We start from the raw sequence: 17,719 nt of genomic DNA, 5'->3' as shown, positions 1-17,719 counted from the left end.
GTGTCCGAAGCTCCCGTACGGGTCGCCGTGATCGTGGGAAGTGTCCGGGAAGGACGGTTCGGCCCGGTGGTCGCGCGCTGGCTGGCCGGCGTCGCGGGCGACCACGGCGGCTTCGACGTCGACGTGGTCGACCTCGCCGAGCCCGCCTTGCCGCTGGCGATGCCGGCGTTCGGGACCGCGCCGCCGGCCGCGGTGGCCGCCGAAGCCGGGAAGGTGACGCCGCGGCTGGCGGCCGCCGACGCGTTCGTCGTGGTCACCCCGGAGTACAACCACAGTTACCCGGCGGCGCTCAAGAACGTCATCGACTGGCACCGGAGCGAGTGGGCCGCGAAGCCGGTCGCGTTCGTCTCCTACGGCGGGATTTCGGGTGGCCTGCGCGCGGTCGAGCACCTGCGCGCGGTCTTCGCCGAGCTGCACGCGGTCACCATCCGCGAGACGGTCAGCTTCCACGGCGCGCACACCCGGTTCGGCGCCGACGGCGTCCCCACGGACGACAGCGCGGATGTCGCGGCGAAGGCGCTGCTGGACCAGCTGGAGTGGTGGGCGCGGTCGCTGACCGAAGCCCGGGCGGCCCGGCCCTACCCCAGCTGACCTGCCCGGTCGAGCCGCGTGGCGGTCCCTTGGGGACGGTCCGGTCAGAACGCCTGGCAGGTCTGCGACGGGAGCTCGATGTCGGAGCCGGCGAGGGTGATGGCGCCGTCGGCCACGTAGCCCCCGCCGGCCGCCAGGGCGGCGAACGCGGTGCAGACCAGCTGGTCGACCGCGATCTGCGGGAGCTGCTTCAGCGGGAACGCCACCCGGATCGTCGTGGGTGACCCGCCGCTCAGCGCGATCGGCCCGGTTTCGGCCGGGAGCATCGTCGCGTACCCGTCGGACGTCTCGGCGTACGACGGGCCTCCCAGCAGCGTCGACAGCGCCGCGGTGACGTCGACCGTCTCACTGGTCGACCGCGACACCGGCCGGACCCGCCCGTCGAGGACGAAGTAGAGGACCAGGTCGGTGCCGCGGCCGTTCGTCGCCGGGTTCCGCAGCGTCGGCGCCGGCCCGGCGGGGACCACCGGCGTCGGTTTGACGCCGCACGCTCCCACCAGGAACAGCACGGCCAGGACGAGGAGTTTCTTCACCACGCCTCCCGGGGCAGGCGCAGCTCGAACCGGGCGCCGGTGCCGGTGTTGGCCGCGACGATGTCACCGCCGTGCAGCCGGGCGTTCTCGCGCGCGATGGACAGCCCGAGCCCGCTGCCCTCGGACCGGGCCCGGGCCGTGTCGGCCTTGGTGAACCGGTCGAACACCCGGGGGAGCACCGCCTCCGGGATGCCCGGCCCGTGGTCGGTGACGGTGAGCACGACGTCACCGCGTTCCGCCCGCACGGACACCTCGACCGGCGGCGCGCCGTGCCGCAGCGCGTTGCCGACCAGGTTCGCCACGACGATGTCGAGCCGCCGCCGGTCGAGCCGCGCCGTGATGCCGGGCGGCAGGTCGGCGACCACCTCCGCGACCACTTCGCCGCCGGGGGCCCAGCCCCGCGCGGTCAGGCTGTCGGTGATCGCCGCCGCGACGTCGAGGTCCTCCCGCCGCAGCTCCGCGCGCCCGGCGTCGAACCGGGAGATCTCGATCAGGTCCTGCACCAGCCGGGTCAGCCGCCGGGTCTCGGCCGACACCAGCCGCGCCGCGACCGCGGTGTCGGGTGGCAGCTGGTCGGCGTCCTCGTCGAGGACGTCGGTGACCGCGTTCATCGCCGCCAGCGGGGTGCGCAGCTCGTGCGAGACGTCGGCGACGAACCGGCGCGCCTCGGACTCCATCGTGCGCAGCGTGCCGACCGTGCGCTCCAGCTCCGCCGCGGTGTTGTTGAACGTCGTGACCAGCTGCGCCAGCTCGTCGGACCCCTTCACCCGCAGCCGCACGTCGAGCTTGCCCCGCCCGAGCTGGCTCGCCGCGGTGTTCAGCGCCCGCACGGGCCGCAGCACCTGGCGCGCGGCGAGCAGGGCCAGCACCACCGCGAACGGGAGCGCGAGCGCCGAGGTCTGCCAAGCCGTGCGGGCCAGCTCGTCGATCGCGGCCTGCTGCTGGACCAGCGTCACCATCGTGTAGACCTCGATGCCGCTCGTCCCGCCGTCCGTGCCGGTCTGCACCGGCACCCCGACGAAGAGCTGGGGATACCCCTCGGCGTCGACTCGCTGGAACTGGATGTTCGTGCTTCTGGACACGGCTTGGCGCAGGTCGGCGGGCACACTGTCCGGGTTGATGCCCGAATCCGAGTGCAGGCCGTGGTAGACGACGACGGCGTTGCTGGACTTGAGCGCCGTGCCGAACGCGTCGAGCGTCGCCTGGGTCGGCGGCAGGGACACGGTCGGCAGGTACGCGACGATCTGGTCGCGCAGCTTGAGCATCGTCTGGTCCTGGAAGCCGCCCAGGATGGCGTTGCGCGCGGAGACGTAGCTCGCGCCCGCCGCGGCGGTGGCGCCGACGATCATGATCACCGCGAACGCCGCGACCAGCCGGGGTCTCAGCCCGGCCAGCCACGAGCGGATCCGCGAGGTCACGACCGCCCGAACCGGTAGCCGAAGCCGCGGACGGTCTGCACGTACTCCGGCCTCGCGGGCACGTCCTCGATCTTCGCGCGCAACCGCTGCACGCAGGCGTCGACCAGCCGGGAGTCGCCGAGGTAGTCGTGATCCCACACCGACGAGAGGATCTGCTGGCGGCTGTACACCTGCCCGGGGGTGCGCGAGAGCTCCAGCAGCAGTTTCAGCTCGGTCGGCGTCAGCGAAACCGGCGTCCCCCGCTTCGTGACCTCCAGCCCGGCCCGGTCGATCACCAGGTCGCCGTGGCGCTCCTCGGGCGCGGGAGGCCCGCCGGGCCGTTCGCTGACCGCGCGGCGCAGCACGGCGCGGATCCGCGCGTCCAGCACCCGCGGTTCGACCGGCTTGACCACGTAGTCGTCCGCGCCGGCTTCCAGCCCCGCGACGATGTCGAAATCGTCGCTGCGCGCGGTCAGCATGACAATCGGGATCGGCCCCGACGCCCGCATCCGGCGGCAGGTCTCGAAGCCGTCCATGCCGGGCAGCATCAGGTCGAGCACGACGATGTCGGGTCTGCGGAGCACGAGCAGCTCGACGCCGGCCTCACCCGACTCCGCCGTGTGCACCACGTGTCCCTGCCGGCGCAGGGCCAGTTCCAGTCCCTCCCGCACCGCCGCGTCGTCTTCTACCACCAGTACCTCGGCCACGGCGCCATTATTCGGAAAACCGCACGGGGTGGCGACTCAGGGCGATCTTGTAGCAAAACCATGACATCGTCCTGACGGGATCTCGAAATGCCGGTTCCAGACTCGGAGACATGGCAGTGATCTTCTTCGAGGCTCCCACCACCACCCGCCCCGCGCGGCACGCGCTGGTGACCCGGGCGGTGTCCCGCACCGCCGTGCTCGTCGCGGGCGCGGCCGGATTCACCCTCGCCTTCGTCGCGGCCTACCTGCTCTTCGTCCGCACCGAAGCCGGGCGCAGCGTCGAGAACGGCGTCGTCCGCAGCGCCCAGTCCGCGGGTGCCACCGTGAGCTGGGCCCAGCCCCTGGCGGACCTGGACCTGGTGGTCGTGCTCGGCGGGGTCGCCGTGGCCCTCGTGGTGATCTCCCTGCTGCGGCACCGGTTCGCGCTCGGCGTGACGGCGCTCGTCATGCTCGCGGCCCCGCTGGTGGTGGCGCAGCTGCTCAAGCTGTACGTCCTGGACCGGCCCAGCACCGGCGACCGGCTCGGCGTGGCGAGCCACAACAGCTTCCCCAGCGGGCACGTCAGCGCGGCGATGGCCGTGCTGCTGGCGCTCGCGATCGTCCTGCCCCGCCGCTTCCGCCGGCAGGCCCTCGTGGCCGGCGGGTTCGGCGTCGCCTGGGTCGCGGCGGCGGCCGTGGCCCTGGGCTGGCACCGGTTGAGCGACACCGTCGGCGGCTGCCTCCTGGTCGCCGCGGTCACCTGCGCCGGGGCGGCGGTGGTGTCCGCCCGCCGCCCCGACGGTGACCGCGTGCCGCTGATCCCGGTGCTCTGCGGCCTGCTGGCGCCACCGGCGTTGGTGCTGGCCGGCTTCGCGGTCCTCGCCACGGCGACGTCCGGCGCGGCGCAGTTCGTCGCCGCGATGGTGCTGGCCGCGCTGTCCGCGATGGCGGTGGTGTTGCTGCTGACGGGCCCGCTGCGCCGGGTGGCGTTCGACCCGGCCGAGAGCCGGATCCGGCGGTTGCGGCGCCGTTGACCGGGGTTGTTCCGGTGCTGGGGTGCGCCTGGGGTGGGGTAGCCGGGGAGGGTCGAACGTTCGAGGGTTCGGCGGGCTGTGGCCGGCTTTCGGCGTGGTCGCGGGCATCGCGTGTGATCGGAGAGGCGTCGCGCGTGTCTGAAGGTGCATCGCGCGCGTTTTGAAGGGGTTCACCCGTGAGGGGCGGGCTGGTGCGCGTGATTCGTGGGCATCGCGCGTGTTTGGTGGGTCGGCTTGCGTGATTGGGGGTCGACTCGCGTGATCCGGGGGTCGACTCGCGTGATCCGGAGGTCGACTCGCGTGATTGGGGGGTCGACACGGGGTGGCGGGCGGGCCAGTTTTGGGGGATTGGCCCGCGACAGGGGTTCTTGCGGGGCTTAGCGTCGGGGCCATGCACCCGAGGCTTGCCCACGATCTGAACTCGCTGCCCGATCTCCTCGACGCCACGCGGAAACTGGCCGGGGAGGCGTTTGCCGGGCTGGACGGGCGGCCCGCTGCTGTGCCGCCTGGCGAGGTGGTGGCCCGGGCTCCGTTGCCCGTTGCGGGAGTCGGGGGCCGCGGGGCGTTGGAGGAGTTTTCGCAGCGGTGGGAATCCGGGTTCGCCGCCAGCGCCGGGCCGCGTTACCTCGGGTTCGTGACCGGCGGGGCGACACCCGCGTCGCTGGCCGGGGACTGGCTCACCGCGGCCTACGACCAGAACCCCGCCAGTGGCATGGACTCCTCGGCGCAGGACCTGGAACGCGAGACCGTCGGCTGGCTCGCCGAACTCTTCGGGCTGGGCGCGGAGTTCTCCGGCGCGTTCGTCACCGGCGCCACGATGTCCACCGTGACCGGCCTGGCCATCGCGCGCGAATGGCTCGGCGAACGGGCCGGCGTGTCCGTCACCGACGACGGGGCCGCCGCCCTCGGCCCGGTCACCGTGCTGTCGGGTTCCCCGCACTCGAGCATCTCGAAAGCGTTGTCGTTCCTCGGGATGGGCCGGTCGGCACTGAAGAAAGTGCCGGTGCTGCCCGGGCGTGAAGCCGTCGACGTCGCGAAGCTCGACGAGATGCTCGACGCGCTCGACGGCCCGGCCATCGTCGTCGCCAACGCGGGCACGGTGAACACCGTCGACTTCGACGACCTGCGCGCGATCGCGGCGCTCAAGCAGCGCCACGACTTCTGGCTGCACGTCGACGCCGCGTTCGGCGGGTTCGCCGCCCTGGCGCCGGACCACGCCGCACTGGTCGCGGGCCTCGACCAGGCCGACTCGGTGGTCGTCGACCTGCACAAGTGGCTCAACGTGCCCTACGACTCGGCCGTCCAGTTCACCCGCCGGCGCGACCTGCAGCTGCGGGTGTTCAGCAACAACGCGGCCTACCTCGGCGAAATCGGCGAGACCCCGGACTTCCTGCACCTCACGCCGGAGAACTCCCGGCGGCTGCGCGCGCTGCCCGCCTGGTTCTCGCTCGTGGCCTACGGCCGGGACGGGCACCGCGAGATCGTCGAGCGCTGTGTCGCCTCGGCCCGCGACCTCGGCCGGCGCCTCGAGGGCTCGCCGCGCTGGCGGCTGCTCGCGCCGGTGCGGCTCAACGTCGTCTGCTTCACCCCGGCCGGCGACGTCACCCGGGAACGGATCGACACCCTCGTCGACGAGATCGCCGCGGAGGGCACCACGTTCCTGACCCCGACGGTGTACGACGGCCGCCCGGCGCTGCGGGCCGCGTTCAGCAACTGGCGGACCACCGCGGCCGACGTCGAGCGCGTCTTCGCTGTGCTGGAGCGGGTGGGCGCCGGCTAGCGTCGCGCGTCGGTTGCCGGTCGGAGGTGCTGGATCGCCGGCGCTCCGGGCGATAGCCGGAACGCGCCCAACGCGCATTGGGTGCATGGTTGTTCGGCACAGCAGTCTCGGGAGCCCCTACAGCCACACCGATCTCGTGCCTTCCCCGGCTCGCGACCGGCGGATCCGGGTCTCATGCGCCCAAGACAGCTTTCGGTGCGTGGGACGCACTCGATGAACCCAAGGTGGCGTCGGGGTGCGTGGGATGCACCCAATGAGGTTTCTCAGTGGGTCCTGGGCCGGGTGCGTGTTGCCCTGCGATGATGCGTGGGGCCCCTGGTAGGACTGGATTTGCGAAGATCAAATCCCAAAATCCAGAGGCCCGGGTGATCACCTGTAGTGCCACGCCCCTACCGGCAAGCCGTGCTGGTCCGCGACACCACCCCCGTCCATCGCGCGCCGCGATCCTCAAACCCGCCGGCCAGCCCTACGACGAGTCACACTCTGCCCGCTCTTCCGACGCTTCGCCGCCTTCAACGGAGGCGCTTCGCGCTGCGGTGCTTGTTCACCGCACCCAGGGGCCGCCTTGGGGTGCACGGCGGCCTGCGGTCGGCGAACCTCTACTGCGCGACACTAGCTCCGGTCCGACTTCGGCATCAGGTATTTCCACGGTGACGCGCCCACGCCCAGGTCGCACGGTACGTGCACCAGCGCCGGGCGGCCCGAGGCGAATGCCTTGTCCAGCGCGCCGCGCAGGTCGTGCGGGGTGCGGGCGGTGAGGCCGAGCGCGCCGAACGTCTCGGCCAGGCGGGCGAAGTCCGGGTTGTGCAGCCGGCCGCCCAGTGCGCGGCCCTCGAACAGCCGCTCCTGGTCGAGGTGGACGTTGCCGTAGTAGCCGTTGTCGAACACCACCGCCACCACGTTGAGTCCATATTGGACGGCCGTGGCGAGCTCCTGTGCGGCGAACATGAAGCCGCCGTCGCCGGCCACCGACACCACCGGCCGGCCGGGGAACGCGGCCTGCACGCCGAGCGCCGTCGGGTAGCCGAAGCCGAGCGTGCCCTGGTGGCCGCAGGTGACGAACGTGCGCGGGGTGTAGACCTCGAACCCGAAGTACGACGCGAAGCCGACCTGGCAGATCTCCTCGACGAAGAAACCGTCGCGGGGCAGCACATCCCGGATCGCGCGGAGGTACTCCAGTTCCGGGCCGACGTCGGCGAACCGCTCGGCCACCTTCGCTTTCAGGGCGGTGAACTCCGCGGTCCGGTCCGTCCGTTGTGGACTGACGGCGTCGGCCAGCGCCGCCGCGGCGTCACCCGCGTCGGCGACGATCGCGACGTCCGCCGCCAGCCGGGTCGCCTGCCGCGGGTCGATGTCGAGCAGGATCGTCTTCAGTCCCGCGGGCTTCTCCGGCCAGCGGAACCAGGAGAGCTCCATCCGCGAGCCGATGCCGATCACCACGTCGGTCTCGGGCCACCGCTCGAACCCGGACACGCAGGTGAAGCCGAGCGGGTGGTCGTCGCCGACGATCCCGCGGCCGCCGCGGAACGGCACCACTGGCGCCTGCAGCCGCTCGGCCAGCGCCCGGACGGCGGCGGCCGCGTGCCGGGCCCCGCCGCCCACCATGATCATCGGGTGTTTCGCGCCGGCCAGGAGCTCGGCGGCCGCCGCGACGGCGTCCGGGTCGACGATCGGGCGGGGCAACGGCAGGGGGCCCGCCACCTCGGCCGGGGCCCGCATACCCAGCACGTCCCACGGGACGGCCAGCGAGACCGGCCTCGGCCGGCCGCCCGCGGCCTCCCGGAACGCCGTCGCCACCGCGTCCGGGACCTCGGCCGGGTGCTCGACCAGCGCCGACCACTTCGTGATCGTGCGCAAGGTGGCGAGCTGGTCGGGCATTTCGTGGAGGTGCCCGAGCCCACGGCCGAGGTAGGCGCGCGGGATCTCGCTCGTCAGGCACAGCACCGGCGCGCTGGCTCCGTGCGCGGAGACCATGGCGGCCGAGGCGTTGAGGACGCCGGGCCCCGGCACCACCGTGTAGACGCCGGTCCGGCCCGTCGCCTGCGCGTACCCGAACGCCATGTACGCCACGGTCTGCTCGTGCCGCGCGCCGATCACCCGGATGTCGCCGGCGCGGGCCAGGCTGTCGAACAGGTCGTAGGTCTGCACGCCGGGCAGCCCGAACACGGTGTCGACGCCGTGGGCGCGCAGGCCGCCGACGATCAGGTCGGCCGCGGTGGGGGAGAGCGGGAGCATCGGCATGGCCTCCTGAGGGTCGTCCGTGGCGGACCTCTGGAAGCTTCCTACTTGATCAGCGCGCCCCCGGGAAGCCCGGAACCGGGCTTCAGCGGCCCGGATTGTGGCGTGGCTTGATGCGGACCGCCGGCAGTTCCGGGGCCGGCAGCCGCCGCGGCGTGCCCGTGTAGCCGGTCACGCTGCCGAACTGGTCGGACTCCGCCTGCCACGCCTCGCGGAAGGCCGCGATCTCTTCGTGGGTCCGGCCGACGAAGTTCCACCACATCAGGATCTCTTCGTCGAACGGCGTCCCGCCCAGCAGCAGGAACCGCGCGGGCGTGGCCCCGCGGTTGCTCAAGGTCAGGCTGCGCAGGCCGGTGCCGACGTAACCCAGCTCCGCCGCGCGGACGGCCGTGCCGGCGACGGTCACTTCGCCGCTGTCCACGAGCACACCGTGCTCGAACCCGGGATCGACGCCGAGGGACATGTGGGCGTCCGGGTTCAGCACCAGTTCCGCGCCCAGCAACGGGGTGAACGTCGGGATCGGGGAGGTGCGCCCGGCCAGCGACCCGAGGAACACCCGGATCTCGGCGCCTTCGATCCGGTTCACCGAAGGCACGTAGTGCTGGAAGTCGCGGGCCGTGTGCCGGTGCCGCTCGGGCAGCGCCACCCAGAGCTGGACGCCGTGCAAAGTCTTCGTGGCCGCGGTCGAGACCTCCGAGTGGCAGATGCCGTGGCCGCCGGTCATCAGGTTGAGCTCGCCGGGGCGGACGATCGCGTGCGTGCCCATGCTGTCGCGGTGTTCGACCTCGCCCGCGAACAGCCAGCTCACCGTCTGCAGACCGGTGTGCGGGTGCGGCGCGACGTCCATGGCGACGTCTTCCGGGCCGTAGTGGTCGGCGAAGCACCAAGCGCCGATCAGCGAGCGGGACCGCTGGGGGAGCGTCCGCCGGACCCGCATCGCGCGCGGGCCGCCCAGCGGGACTTCTCGCGGGGTGAGGACTTCGACGGCCGGACGCTCCGGGTCGGCCGCGTCGGGCCGGTCGCCGCAGGCGAGCTCGGCGGGGTCGGCCTCGATGTTGCTCATGCCGCCACCGTACTTGCGTTCTGGAGTTGTCAATCACCTCGGCCGCCTCAGGCGGCAGGCCGCTGCTCCCCGCTGACGATCGCCTGGCCGGCGGCCGTCAGCACCGCCGGCACGAGCTCGCCCGTCGGTCCGGGGCAGGTCGCGCGGACCAGCCCCAGGTGGGCCAGCGCGTGCGCGGCGAACTGGTCGCCGCACGACAGGCCATCGATGAAGAGGTCGGGTTCGCTGCTGCACGACACCCGGCCGCGCCCGGCCCCGACGGCCCGCAGCATCGCCAGCATGCGGTGGTTCACCAAGGGGTGCACGACCGCCGTCCGTGTCTGTCCGTTCCCGTCCATCCCGGTCCCTCCCGCTCGTGGTTCGGCATCGTCCTACTCATGCGTCGAACCAGATGACGGGATTTCGACATCACATCCGGTACCGGCCCGGCCAGAGCGTGTCCCTCATCGTCGCTCCCGCCGGTCCAGCCGGACTCGACTTCCCGTCGACAGTCGTTCGGAAGGGAGCCGGGACCGGATGGGCCTCAGAACGGCGGCTCGCCCACCCCGGCGGCCACCGGCTCCGGGGTCCAGGCGCCGGTGCCCGCGCCGTCGCCGACCCGGACGGCCTTGGTCACCTTCGCCGTGGCGTACCGCAGCGACGGGCCGATCTCGTCGACGTCCAGCTCCAGCACGGTGCGCTTCTCACCCTCTTTCGTGTCGTACGACCGCTGTCTCAGCCGGCCGTGGACGACCACGCGCGCGCCGCGCCCGAGCGACTCCGCGACGTTCTCCGCGTACTGCCGCCACACGCTGCAGCGCAGGAACATCGCGTCACCGTCGCGCCATTGGCCCGACTCGCGGTCCAGCTGACGCGGCGTGGACGCGACCGTGAAGTTCGCGACCGCGGCGCCGGCGGGGGTGAACCGCAGCTCGGGGTCCGTCGTCAGGTTGCCGACCACCGTGACCAGCGTTTCGCCTGCCATCGGGATCCTCCTTCTCCTCGGGTGCGGGGTGCACCGCTCTCGCCGACGAGCAGAGCACGGGGGACCGACAGTTCCGGGCCGAGCGAGAAGATGCCGTCCCCCGGCCGAGGTGGTTGCATGCCGCCATGCCGACGGCGTTTCAGAAGGAGCTCGTCACGCTGGCCCACCGCCTCGCGGACCTGTCCGGGCTCGTCGCGGGCGCGCTCGAAGAGGCCACGCGCGGCCTGCTCGAAAGTGACCTCACGCTGGGCGGACGGGCGCGGGAACAGGCCGCGGCGGTGACCGCGCTGGGGGCCGCGTGCGAGGACCAGGCGTGCGCTCTGCTGGCGCTGCACGCCCCGCGCGAGGAGGACGTGAAGGCGGTCGTCGCCGCCGTGCACACCGCCGCGGATCTCACTCGGATGGGTGGTCTTGCGCGAGAGGTCGCGGATCGGGCGCGGCGGGTGCCGTCGGACGCGCGGCCCGCGTACACGCGGCTGGGCGCGCACACGGTCGCCGCGGCCCGGGGCCTGCAGAAGATCCTGAGCGGCGAGGACGCCGGGCTCGCCGACGCCGTCGAAGGCGCCGAGGCGGCCGAGCGGGAACTGCGCGAGTGGGCCGGGTCCCGGGAGCGGCCCCACGGCGCGGTCGACGTCGCGCTGCTCGCCGCGGCCCACACCCGGTTCGCCGGGACGGCCGCGCGGATCGCCCGCCGGTCCGGCGGGTTCGCGCGGCTCCCGGCGGTCAGCGCTTAGCGACGCAGGGAGTGCCTGGCGTCGCAAAGGGCTTCCCCCCGCTGAGGCCCCGGCGAGGGTTCCGCCTTGGAGTCGACGAACCTCGGCCGCGACACCGGAGTCCCCAGCGGCGCTGGTCGGTGGAGCGGAGCGGCGTCCGGAACCCGCTGCCGCCCGGAAGAGGCGTGCGGGACTAGCGGCCCTGCTGCGGGAACTCGCCCTGCTGGGGGTTCGGGCCCTGCGGCGGGTACGGCTGCTGGAAGCCCTGCGGCTGCGAGGGGTGCGTCGGCTGGAAACCCTGCGGCTGCGACGGGTGCTGCGGGTAGGGCTGCGACACCTGCTGCTGCGCCTGCTCCTCCTGCGCCTGCAGCCGGACGGCGTCCTCCTTCGGGATCCGGTTCTCGATCCCGCAGAACGTGCACTGGGCCGTGTACTTGACGTGGATCGGGAACAGCGGGATGAAGAAGAGCGTGAACTTCGTGACCGACTTGCGGACGGCGTGCGAGGCGGGGTTGCCGCAGCGGCCGCAGAGGAACGTCGTCATCGCCAGCACGAAGATCCTCGTGCGGTAGCCCCAGATCAGCATCGGTCTTCTCTCCTGTCGGTCCTGCGTTCGCCGGGAGCCTGGCACACGGGTGCGCCCGATCGTGGCGGTTTCGGCAAACCGGCCGGACCGGTTCCGGGCAAAGCCGACATTCGACCCGTACCGCGGCCGCGTGGGGCCCAGGACTAGATTCACGCTCATGCCGAGCGACTTCAGCCTCAAAACGATGAACGCCGTCCACCGCGGTCTGGTCAAGATCACCGGCGGGCGGCTGGGCTGGAACGCCGCCGCCATGCCGGTCCTGGAGCTCACCACCATCGGGCGCAAGAGCGGGCAGCCGCGGTCGGTGATGCTGACCTCGCCGCACCAGGAGGGTGACGCGCTGGTCGTCGTCGCCTCGCGCGGGGGCGACGACACGCACCCCGCGTGGTTCCTGAACCTGCGCGACAATCCGGACGTCGAGGTGTCGGTCAAGGGCGCGCCGCGGCAGCCGATGCTCGCCCGGGTCGCCGACGGCGAGGAGCGGGCCCGGCTGTGGCCGAAGATCACCGCCGAGTTCAAGAACTACGCGGGCTACCAGACGAAGACCGAGCGCGAGATCCCGCTCGTGTTCCTCGAACCGAAGTAGGTCACGACCGGGCCGTCAGGTACGCCGGGTCCGGGCCGGGGATCGGCTGGTCCGGTACCCCGGCCAGCAGCCGGCTCATGGCGTGGAAGTACGGCGGCGCGGCGACCGTGCCGCCGAACGCGCCGTGGCCGCAGTCACCCAGGTGCACGGGCGTGCCCGGGCAGATCTCCCGCGGGTGCGAGCCGTCGGCGAACACCATCGACGACACGGCGTAGTCGTCGACGCCGCCGACGAACGCGACGGACTCGCTCTGCTGGGTCGTGCCCGTCTTGCCGATGTCCGGGCGCGTCCAGCCGGCCGCGTGGGCGGCCTGGGCGGACGTGCCGCTCGTGGTGTCCTTGCTCAGCCCCGCTTCGAGGGTGTTCGCGACGCCGGTCGGGATGACCTGCTCGCACGCCTGCTGCGGCACCGGCACGGCGTTGCCGTTCCGGTCGGTGACCGACAGGATCGGGTTCGGCGGGCACCAGACGCCGCCGCTCATCAGCGTCGCCGAGACGTTGGCCATCTCCAGCGGGCTCACCGGGCTGTTGCCCAAGGTGAACGACAGCAGGTTCTGGAAGTACTGCGACTGCGGCTCGTTGTACTGCGGGTTCGGCGACTTCGGGTCGGGCACGGCGCCCGCGTCGTTCGTCGCGAGGGTGGTCCGCAGCCCCAGCTTCCGCGCCATGTCGAGCACGGCGGGCATGCCGACCTGGTTCTCGAGCCCGACGAACGCGACGTTCGGCGACGTCGCGAGCCCGTCGGCGAGGGTGATCGGATCGGCGTAGTGGCCGTCGTTGTGGACGGTGTAGCAGGCCGTGTGGCCGTTCGCGTTCGGCGGCGCGAAGCACTGGCTGTCCGGGTTCGGCAGCGGCGTCTCCAGGCCCGCCTTGCCGGTGACGAGCGCCGCGGCCGAGGTGAAGATCTTGAACGACGAGCCCGCGCCGAACTCGTTGCTCGCGGTGGCCACGATGTTCGTGGACGTCTCGCCCTGGGCCGGGTCGGTGCCGAAGTTCCGGTTGGCGACCATGGCGAGGACCTGGTGCCCGTTCGCGCCGGGCTGGACGACGGCGAAGGTGTTGGCCACGCCGTCCTGGGTGGTCGGCACGTTCGCGTCGACGGCGTCCTTCGTCACCTGCGAGACGCGGGGGTCCAAAGTGGTCTTGATCGTGTAGCCGCCGGTCGCCAGCTGGTCCGGGGTGAAGCCGGCGTGCGCGAGGTAGCTTTCCGCGTAGGCGCAGAAGAACCCCGCGTCCGGGGCCGCGCCCATGCACGTGCCGGACGGCGTCACCGGGCCGTTGGGGAGGAGGCCGAGCGGGGCCGCCTTGGCCGTCGCGGCGTAGGACGCGGGGATCGAGCCGTTGGTGACCATGTCGTCGATCACCGTGTTGCGGCGCTGGGTCGCTTTGTCCGGGTGCGAGTACGGGTTGTAGATGCTCGGGTTGTTCACCATTCCGGCGAGCAACGCGGCCTGCGGCACGGTCAGTTTGTCCGCGGTCGTCCCGAAGTACGCCTTTGCCGCGGCTCCGACGCCGTACACCGTTCCGCTGAATTCGACCACGTTGAGGTAACTGGCCAGAATGTCGTCTTTGCTCATCGTGGCGTTGAGCTGGACGGCCATTTTCGCCTCGCGCAGCTTGCGGGCGAGCGAGTCCTCGCGGTCGGCCTGTTGAGCCACCGGATCGGTCCGGTCGACGACGTTCACGAGGTAGTTCTTGACGTACTGCTGGGTGATCGTCGACGCGCCCTGCAGCGAGCCGCCGGCGCTGTCGTTGACCGCGGCGCGGGCCATGCCCTGCAGGTCGACGCCGCCTTCGGTGTAGAAGCGGCGGTCCTCGACGCCGATGATCGCGGCCTTCATGGTCGTCGCGATCCCGGCCGCGGTCACCGGCAGCCGGTACTGCGCGTACAGCGTCGCGATCGGAGCGCCGTCGCGGTCGGTCACGGTCGTCGTCAGCGGCGGATCGGCGGCGGCGAGCTGTGCGGAAATGGCGTCGACGGAATCGCTGACCTCATTCGACAGCAGGCCGGCACCGATGGCGGCGGGCGCCACCGTGCCGGCCGCCAGAATTCCGGCGAGGACACAAAAACCGACAAAGGGGATCACGCCCCGGCCACGATTCACGGAATCGAGATTAGCCATTCCCGGATAAGGCTTCCGTTCGGTGAGACATGTGCCTCACCGGGCCAACCTGCCGAGCAGTGCCGAAGCCACCCCGACAGCGCAGACACACGCCACGGCAAGGACGGCGAAGTCGAGCCCGAGGTGGGCCGGGGTGCCGATGAGCAGCCCGCGCAGGGCGTCGACCTGGTAGCTCAGCGGGTTGACGTGGCTGAGCACCCTGAGCCAGCCCGGCATCAGGTCCACCGGGTAGAGCGCGTTCGAGCCGAAGAACAGCGGCATCGTGATCGCCTGCCCGATGCCCATCAGCCGTTCGCGCGACAGCACGACCCCGGCGATGACGATGGACAGGCAGCAGAAGAACGCCGAACCGAGCACCAGCACGACGGCCATCGCGAGCAGCTTCAGCGGGTTCACGGTCAGCCCGACGCCCAGGATCGCGGCGAGGATCAGCACCATCAGCGCCTGGACGAGCGCGCGGACCCCGGCCGCGAACGCCTTCCCCGCGACGAGGGCCGCGCGCGGGGTCGGCGTCACCAGGAGCTTGGCGAGCACGCCCGCGTCGCGTTCCCAGATGATCTGGATGCCGTAGAAGATGGAGATGAACAACGCCGACTGCGCGAGGATGCCGGGCGCCAGGTAGTCGAGGTAGGGCGTCGAGCCGGTCGGGATCGCCTTGAGCCGGGTGAACGTCTCGCCGAAGATCAGCAGCCACAGCGCGGGCTGGATCGCGCGGGTGAGCAGCTCGGTCTGGTCGCGGCGCAGCTTCTGCAGCTCCACCAGGCACATCGCGCCGATGCGCGCGGCCAGTATCCGCAGCTGACGCAGGGGGCCGGGGTCAGCCGAGACGGCGTGCGGTGCGGCGAGTGGCACGGACACTGCGGATCCCTCCTTCGTCGCTCGCGAGCCGGTCACCGGTGACCGCGCGGAAGACGTCGTCCAAAGTGGACTCGGGGCCGAGGTCGGCCTCGAGTTCGGCGGGGGTGCCGAGCGCGCGGATCTTGCCGGCGTGCATCAGCGCGACGCGGTCGCAGTACTGCTCGGCCTCGTCCATGTAGTGCGTGGTGACGAGCACGGTCATCCCGGTCTCGGCGCGGATCTGCGCGATCCGCTCCCACACCGCCGAGCGGGCGACCGGGTCGAGCCCGATCGTCGGTTCGTCGAGGATGAGCAGCCGCGGGGAGCTGACCAGGGCCTGGGCCAGTTCGAGTCGGCGGATCATGCCGCCGGAGTAGCCCTTGGCCGTGCGGTCGGCCTCGCCGGCCAGCCCGACCAGGTCCAGCGCGCGCCGGACCTCCTCGGCGCGCCGGGCGCGGGGGACGTCGAAGAGCCGGGCGAACAGGGCGACGTTCTCGCGGCCGGTCAGCGCGCCGTCGGCCGACAGCTGCTGCGGGACGTAGCCGATCAGCCGCCGCACGGCCATCTTCCGGCGGGCGACATCGATGCCGGACACGGTGATCCGGCCGGGTCCGGTCGGCAGCAGCGTGGTGATCATCCGCAACGTCGTGGTCTTGCCGGCGCCGTTCGGGCCGAGCAGGCCGAACACCTCGCCGGGGTGGATCTCCAGGTCGACGCCGTCCACCGCGCGCGTCGCGCCGAAGGAGTGGCTGAGGTCGGTGCACCGCACCGCGGGTTCGGTCACGGCCGCTCCTTCAGGATGCCCATGAGTTTCTCCAAGGCCGGCAACGCCTGTTCGATCGCCGCGGTGTCCTCTTCGGACAGTCCGGTGAGGGCGTCGGCGACCAGGCCGGTCCGGGCGCGGCGCCAGTGCGCCATCCGGTCGGCCGCCGCCGCGGTGACCTCCAGCCGGGTCGCGCGCCGGTCGTCCGGGTCGGGTTCGCGGCGCAGGAATCCGGCGTCGACGAGCTGGTTCACCAGGGTGCTGACCGAGTTGGCCGCCAGGTGCAGTTCCCGCGCGGCCGCAGCGACGCCGATGCCGGGGTGGTCGGCGACCACGCGCAGCACCTCGACCTGGGCGCCGGGCAGCGGGAAGCCGGGGACGTCGGCGCGCACGCGGCGGCGCACCACCCGGCGGATGCCCTGGACGGTGCCCATCAGCCGTTCGGCGAGCTCGGTCATGCCGCCAAAGTAGCTCTGACTCAGAACTATTAGCAATGCTTAATGTCCGGTTGGCGAGAAAGTGACGCGAAGGTCCGGATCAGCGGGGAAGGCGAGCGGCCTCGGCGAGCGCCAGGTCGAGCAGGTCGGGGAACCCGCGCGTCGAACTCCTCGTGCCGCAACGCGTTCAGTCGTTGCGTGCCGCTGTCCCACTGCTTCGGCAGGCCGGCCGCGCAGAGGATCTTGAAGTGGCGCGACGCCGCGGGCTTGCTGACCGGCGGCATGATCGCGCCGCACGACCGGCTGGGCTCGCGGGCGAGCGCGGCGACCATGGTCAGCCGGTGCGGGTCGCGCAGGGCCTCCAGGGCCTCGCCGAAGGAGACGTCGTCTACCCGTGCTCGAGCCGCAGCGCGGCGAGGTGCTGGTCCGGGTCCGGGCGACGTCGCTGAACTACCGTGACCTGCTCATTCCTCGACGGCGACCACTTCACCAACGGGCCCGGGAGCCTGATCCCGGTGTCCGACGCCGCCGGCGAGATCGCCGCGGTGGGCGAGGGTGTCACGCGCTTCGCGGTCGGTGACCGGGTCGTCAACACCTTCCACACGAACTGGATCGGCGGCCGCCTCCCGGCCGCGGAAACCCTGCGGGGGTACGGGAACGCCCAGGACGGCCAGCTCGCGCAGTACCGCGCCGTCTCCGAAAACGCGCTCGCCGCGCTGCCGGAGTCGCTCACCTACGAGCAGGGCGCGACCCTGCCGTGCGCCGCCGTCACGGCGTGGACGGCGCGGCACGCCGCTGAGGCCGGAAGACGTCGTGCTCACCCTCGGCACCGGCGGTGTCTCGCTGTTCGCCCTGCAGCTGGCGAAGGCGCACGGGCGCGCGTGATCGCGACGACGTCGAGCGCGGCGAAGGCGGCCAAGCTGACCGGACTCGGGGCGGACACGGTGATCGACTACGTCGAAACACCCGAGTGGGGCCAGGCTGTGCTCGACGCGACCGGAGGCCGCGGCGCGGACCGGATCGTCGAGGTGGGCGGGCCCGGCACGTTCGCGCAGTCGCTCGTCGCGGCCGGGACGCACCACGCCGAGATCGTGCTCGTCGGGTTCGTCGGCACGGGCGGGGCGCCGATCGGCTTCATGGACCTGTTCCGCAGCGGCGCGACCGTCCGGAAGACCTGGGTCGGCAGCCGCGAGGACACCGAGGTCCTCGTGCGGCGGCTCGCCGTCCGCCCGATCGGACCGGTCATCGACAGCGTTCACCCGTTCGGGGACGCCGACGCAGCGTTCCGGCACTTCGCGGGCCGGGGGAACTTCGGGAAGGTCGTCATCGCGGCCCCGTGAAAGGGGTACCGCTGATCGGCTGAACCACTGGGGTGTCGACCGTTCGGCG

Annotated in this window: 19 protein-coding genes; 6 read left to right on the top strand and 13 right to left on the bottom strand. The window is 72.2% G+C overall.

Going from position 1 to position 17,719, the window contains the following annotated elements:
• The gene (locus tag OHS18_RS15945; RefSeq protein ID WP_328617579.1) at positions 1 to 591 is read left to right on the top strand and encodes an NADPH-dependent FMN reductase; all 591 of its coding nucleotides are present in this window, start codon (positions 1 to 3) and stop codon (positions 589 to 591) included.
• Between the two features lie 44 nt (positions 592 to 635).
• On the opposite strand, the gene OHS18_RS15940 is transcribed toward OHS18_RS15945, so the two are convergent.
• The 3 genes from OHS18_RS15940 to OHS18_RS15930 all read right to left on the bottom strand — a co-directional run bounded on the left by OHS18_RS15940 (position 636) and on the right by OHS18_RS15930 (position 3,228).
• Entirely contained in the window at positions 636 to 1,124 is a 489-nt protein-coding gene (locus OHS18_RS15940; RefSeq protein WP_328451824.1) for a hypothetical protein, read from the bottom strand.
• On the bottom strand, positions 1,121 to 2,473 hold the full coding sequence (locus OHS18_RS15935) for an ATP-binding protein (protein WP_442875418.1): 1,353 nt from the start codon (positions 2,471 to 2,473) through the stop codon (positions 1,121 to 1,123). Before OHS18_RS15935 ends, OHS18_RS15940 begins: the two co-directional genes overlap by 4 nt.
• Before the next feature lie 65 nt (positions 2,474 to 2,538).
• Positions 2,539 to 3,228, bottom strand: coding sequence for a response regulator transcription factor (locus tag OHS18_RS15930; protein ID WP_328451828.1), 690 nt, complete (start codon positions 3,226 to 3,228; stop codon positions 2,539 to 2,541).
• Positions 3,229 to 3,338: 110 nt separating this feature from the next.
• Between OHS18_RS15930 and OHS18_RS15925 the strand changes: the two genes are divergently transcribed.
• Positions 3,339 to 4,241 (top strand): phosphatase PAP2 family protein, encoded by a 903-nt coding sequence (locus OHS18_RS15925; RefSeq protein WP_328617577.1) that lies wholly within the window; start codon positions 3,339 to 3,341, stop codon positions 4,239 to 4,241.
• Positions 4,242 to 4,632: 391 nt separating this feature from the next.
• A complete protein-coding gene (locus OHS18_RS15920; protein WP_328617576.1) occupies positions 4,633 to 6,021 on the top strand; it encodes a pyridoxal phosphate-dependent decarboxylase family protein in 1,389 nt (462 codons plus the stop codon).
• 612 nt (positions 6,022 to 6,633) lie between these two features.
• Here the strand turns inward: OHS18_RS15920 and OHS18_RS15915 are convergent.
• The 4 genes from OHS18_RS15915 to OHS18_RS15900 all read right to left on the bottom strand — a co-directional run bounded on the left by OHS18_RS15915 (position 6,634) and on the right by OHS18_RS15900 (position 10,286).
• Positions 6,634 to 8,262, bottom strand: coding sequence for a thiamine pyrophosphate-dependent enzyme (locus OHS18_RS15915; protein ID WP_328617575.1), 1,629 nt, complete (start codon positions 8,260 to 8,262; stop codon positions 6,634 to 6,636).
• 82 nt (positions 8,263 to 8,344) lie between these two features.
• Entirely contained in the window at positions 8,345 to 9,322 is a 978-nt protein-coding gene (locus OHS18_RS15910) for a pirin family protein (protein ID WP_328451836.1), read from the bottom strand.
• A gap of 47 nt (positions 9,323 to 9,369) precedes the next feature.
• Positions 9,370 to 9,660 carry a hypothetical protein gene (locus OHS18_RS15905; RefSeq protein ID WP_328451838.1) on the bottom strand — a complete coding sequence of 97 codons (291 nt, stop codon included), beginning with the start codon at positions 9,658 to 9,660 and terminating at the stop codon, positions 9,370 to 9,372.
• A gap of 185 nt (positions 9,661 to 9,845) precedes the next feature.
• Positions 9,846 to 10,286 (bottom strand): single-stranded DNA-binding protein, encoded by a 441-nt coding sequence (locus OHS18_RS15900; protein ID WP_328617574.1) that lies wholly within the window; start codon positions 10,284 to 10,286, stop codon positions 9,846 to 9,848.
• Between the two features lie 125 nt (positions 10,287 to 10,411).
• On the opposite strand from OHS18_RS15900, the gene OHS18_RS15895 reads away from it, so the two are divergent.
• Positions 10,412 to 11,020 carry a PhoU domain-containing protein gene (locus OHS18_RS15895; protein WP_328451842.1) on the top strand — a complete coding sequence of 203 codons (609 nt, stop codon included), beginning with the start codon at positions 10,412 to 10,414 and terminating at the stop codon, positions 11,018 to 11,020.
• A 172-nt stretch (positions 11,021 to 11,192) separates the two neighbouring features.
• Here OHS18_RS15895 and OHS18_RS15890 read toward each other — a convergent pair whose 3' ends face one another.
• Complete coding sequence (locus tag OHS18_RS15890) at positions 11,193 to 11,585, bottom strand: zinc-ribbon domain-containing protein (protein ID WP_328451844.1); 393 nt, start codon at positions 11,583 to 11,585, stop codon at positions 11,193 to 11,195.
• Positions 11,586 to 11,742: 157 nt separating this feature from the next.
• On the opposite strand from OHS18_RS15890, the gene OHS18_RS15885 reads away from it, so the two are divergent.
• On the top strand, positions 11,743 to 12,171 hold the full coding sequence (locus OHS18_RS15885; RefSeq protein ID WP_328617573.1) for a nitroreductase family deazaflavin-dependent oxidoreductase: 429 nt from the start codon (positions 11,743 to 11,745) through the stop codon (positions 12,169 to 12,171).
• Between the two features lies 1 nt (position 12,172).
• On the opposite strand, the gene OHS18_RS15880 is transcribed toward OHS18_RS15885, so the two are convergent.
• From OHS18_RS15880 to OHS18_RS15860, 5 genes are read right to left on the bottom strand one after another with little or no spacing between them, the layout of a single operon-like run.
• Complete coding sequence (locus OHS18_RS15880) at positions 12,173 to 14,275, bottom strand: transglycosylase domain-containing protein (protein ID WP_328617572.1); 2,103 nt, start codon at positions 14,273 to 14,275, stop codon at positions 12,173 to 12,175.
• 54 nt (positions 14,276 to 14,329) lie between these two features.
• Complete coding sequence (locus OHS18_RS15875; RefSeq protein WP_328617571.1) at positions 14,330 to 15,151, bottom strand: ABC transporter permease; 822 nt, start codon at positions 15,149 to 15,151, stop codon at positions 14,330 to 14,332.
• The gene (locus tag OHS18_RS15870) at positions 15,111 to 15,914 is read right to left on the bottom strand and encodes an ABC transporter ATP-binding protein (RefSeq protein ID WP_328451852.1); all 804 of its coding nucleotides are present in this window, start codon (positions 15,912 to 15,914) and stop codon (positions 15,111 to 15,113) included. Before OHS18_RS15870 ends, OHS18_RS15875 begins: the two co-directional genes overlap by 41 nt.
• The gene (locus OHS18_RS15865; RefSeq protein ID WP_328451854.1) at positions 15,911 to 16,351 is read right to left on the bottom strand and encodes a MarR family winged helix-turn-helix transcriptional regulator; all 441 of its coding nucleotides are present in this window, start codon (positions 16,349 to 16,351) and stop codon (positions 15,911 to 15,913) included. The genes OHS18_RS15870 and OHS18_RS15865 overlap by 4 nt, the downstream gene beginning before the upstream one ends.
• Before the next feature lie 29 nt (positions 16,352 to 16,380).
• Entirely contained in the window at positions 16,381 to 16,662 is a 282-nt protein-coding gene (locus tag OHS18_RS15860) for a hypothetical protein (protein WP_328617570.1), read from the bottom strand.
• Between the two features lie 123 nt (positions 16,663 to 16,785).
• On the opposite strand from OHS18_RS15860, the gene OHS18_RS15855 reads away from it, so the two are divergent.
• The gene (locus OHS18_RS15855; RefSeq protein ID WP_328617569.1) at positions 16,786 to 17,670 is read left to right on the top strand and encodes a zinc-dependent alcohol dehydrogenase family protein; all 885 of its coding nucleotides are present in this window, start codon (positions 16,786 to 16,788) and stop codon (positions 17,668 to 17,670) included.
• The last annotated feature ends 49 nt before the right edge of the window (positions 17,671 to 17,719 follow it).

The sequence above is a fragment of the Amycolatopsis sp. NBC_00355 genome (assembly GCF_036104975.1).
Taxonomy (GTDB): Bacteria; Actinomycetota; Actinomycetes; order Mycobacteriales; family Pseudonocardiaceae; genus Amycolatopsis.
The sequence above is the reverse complement of the archived record's forward strand: the minus strand, read 5'-3'. Positions and strand labels throughout refer to the sequence as shown.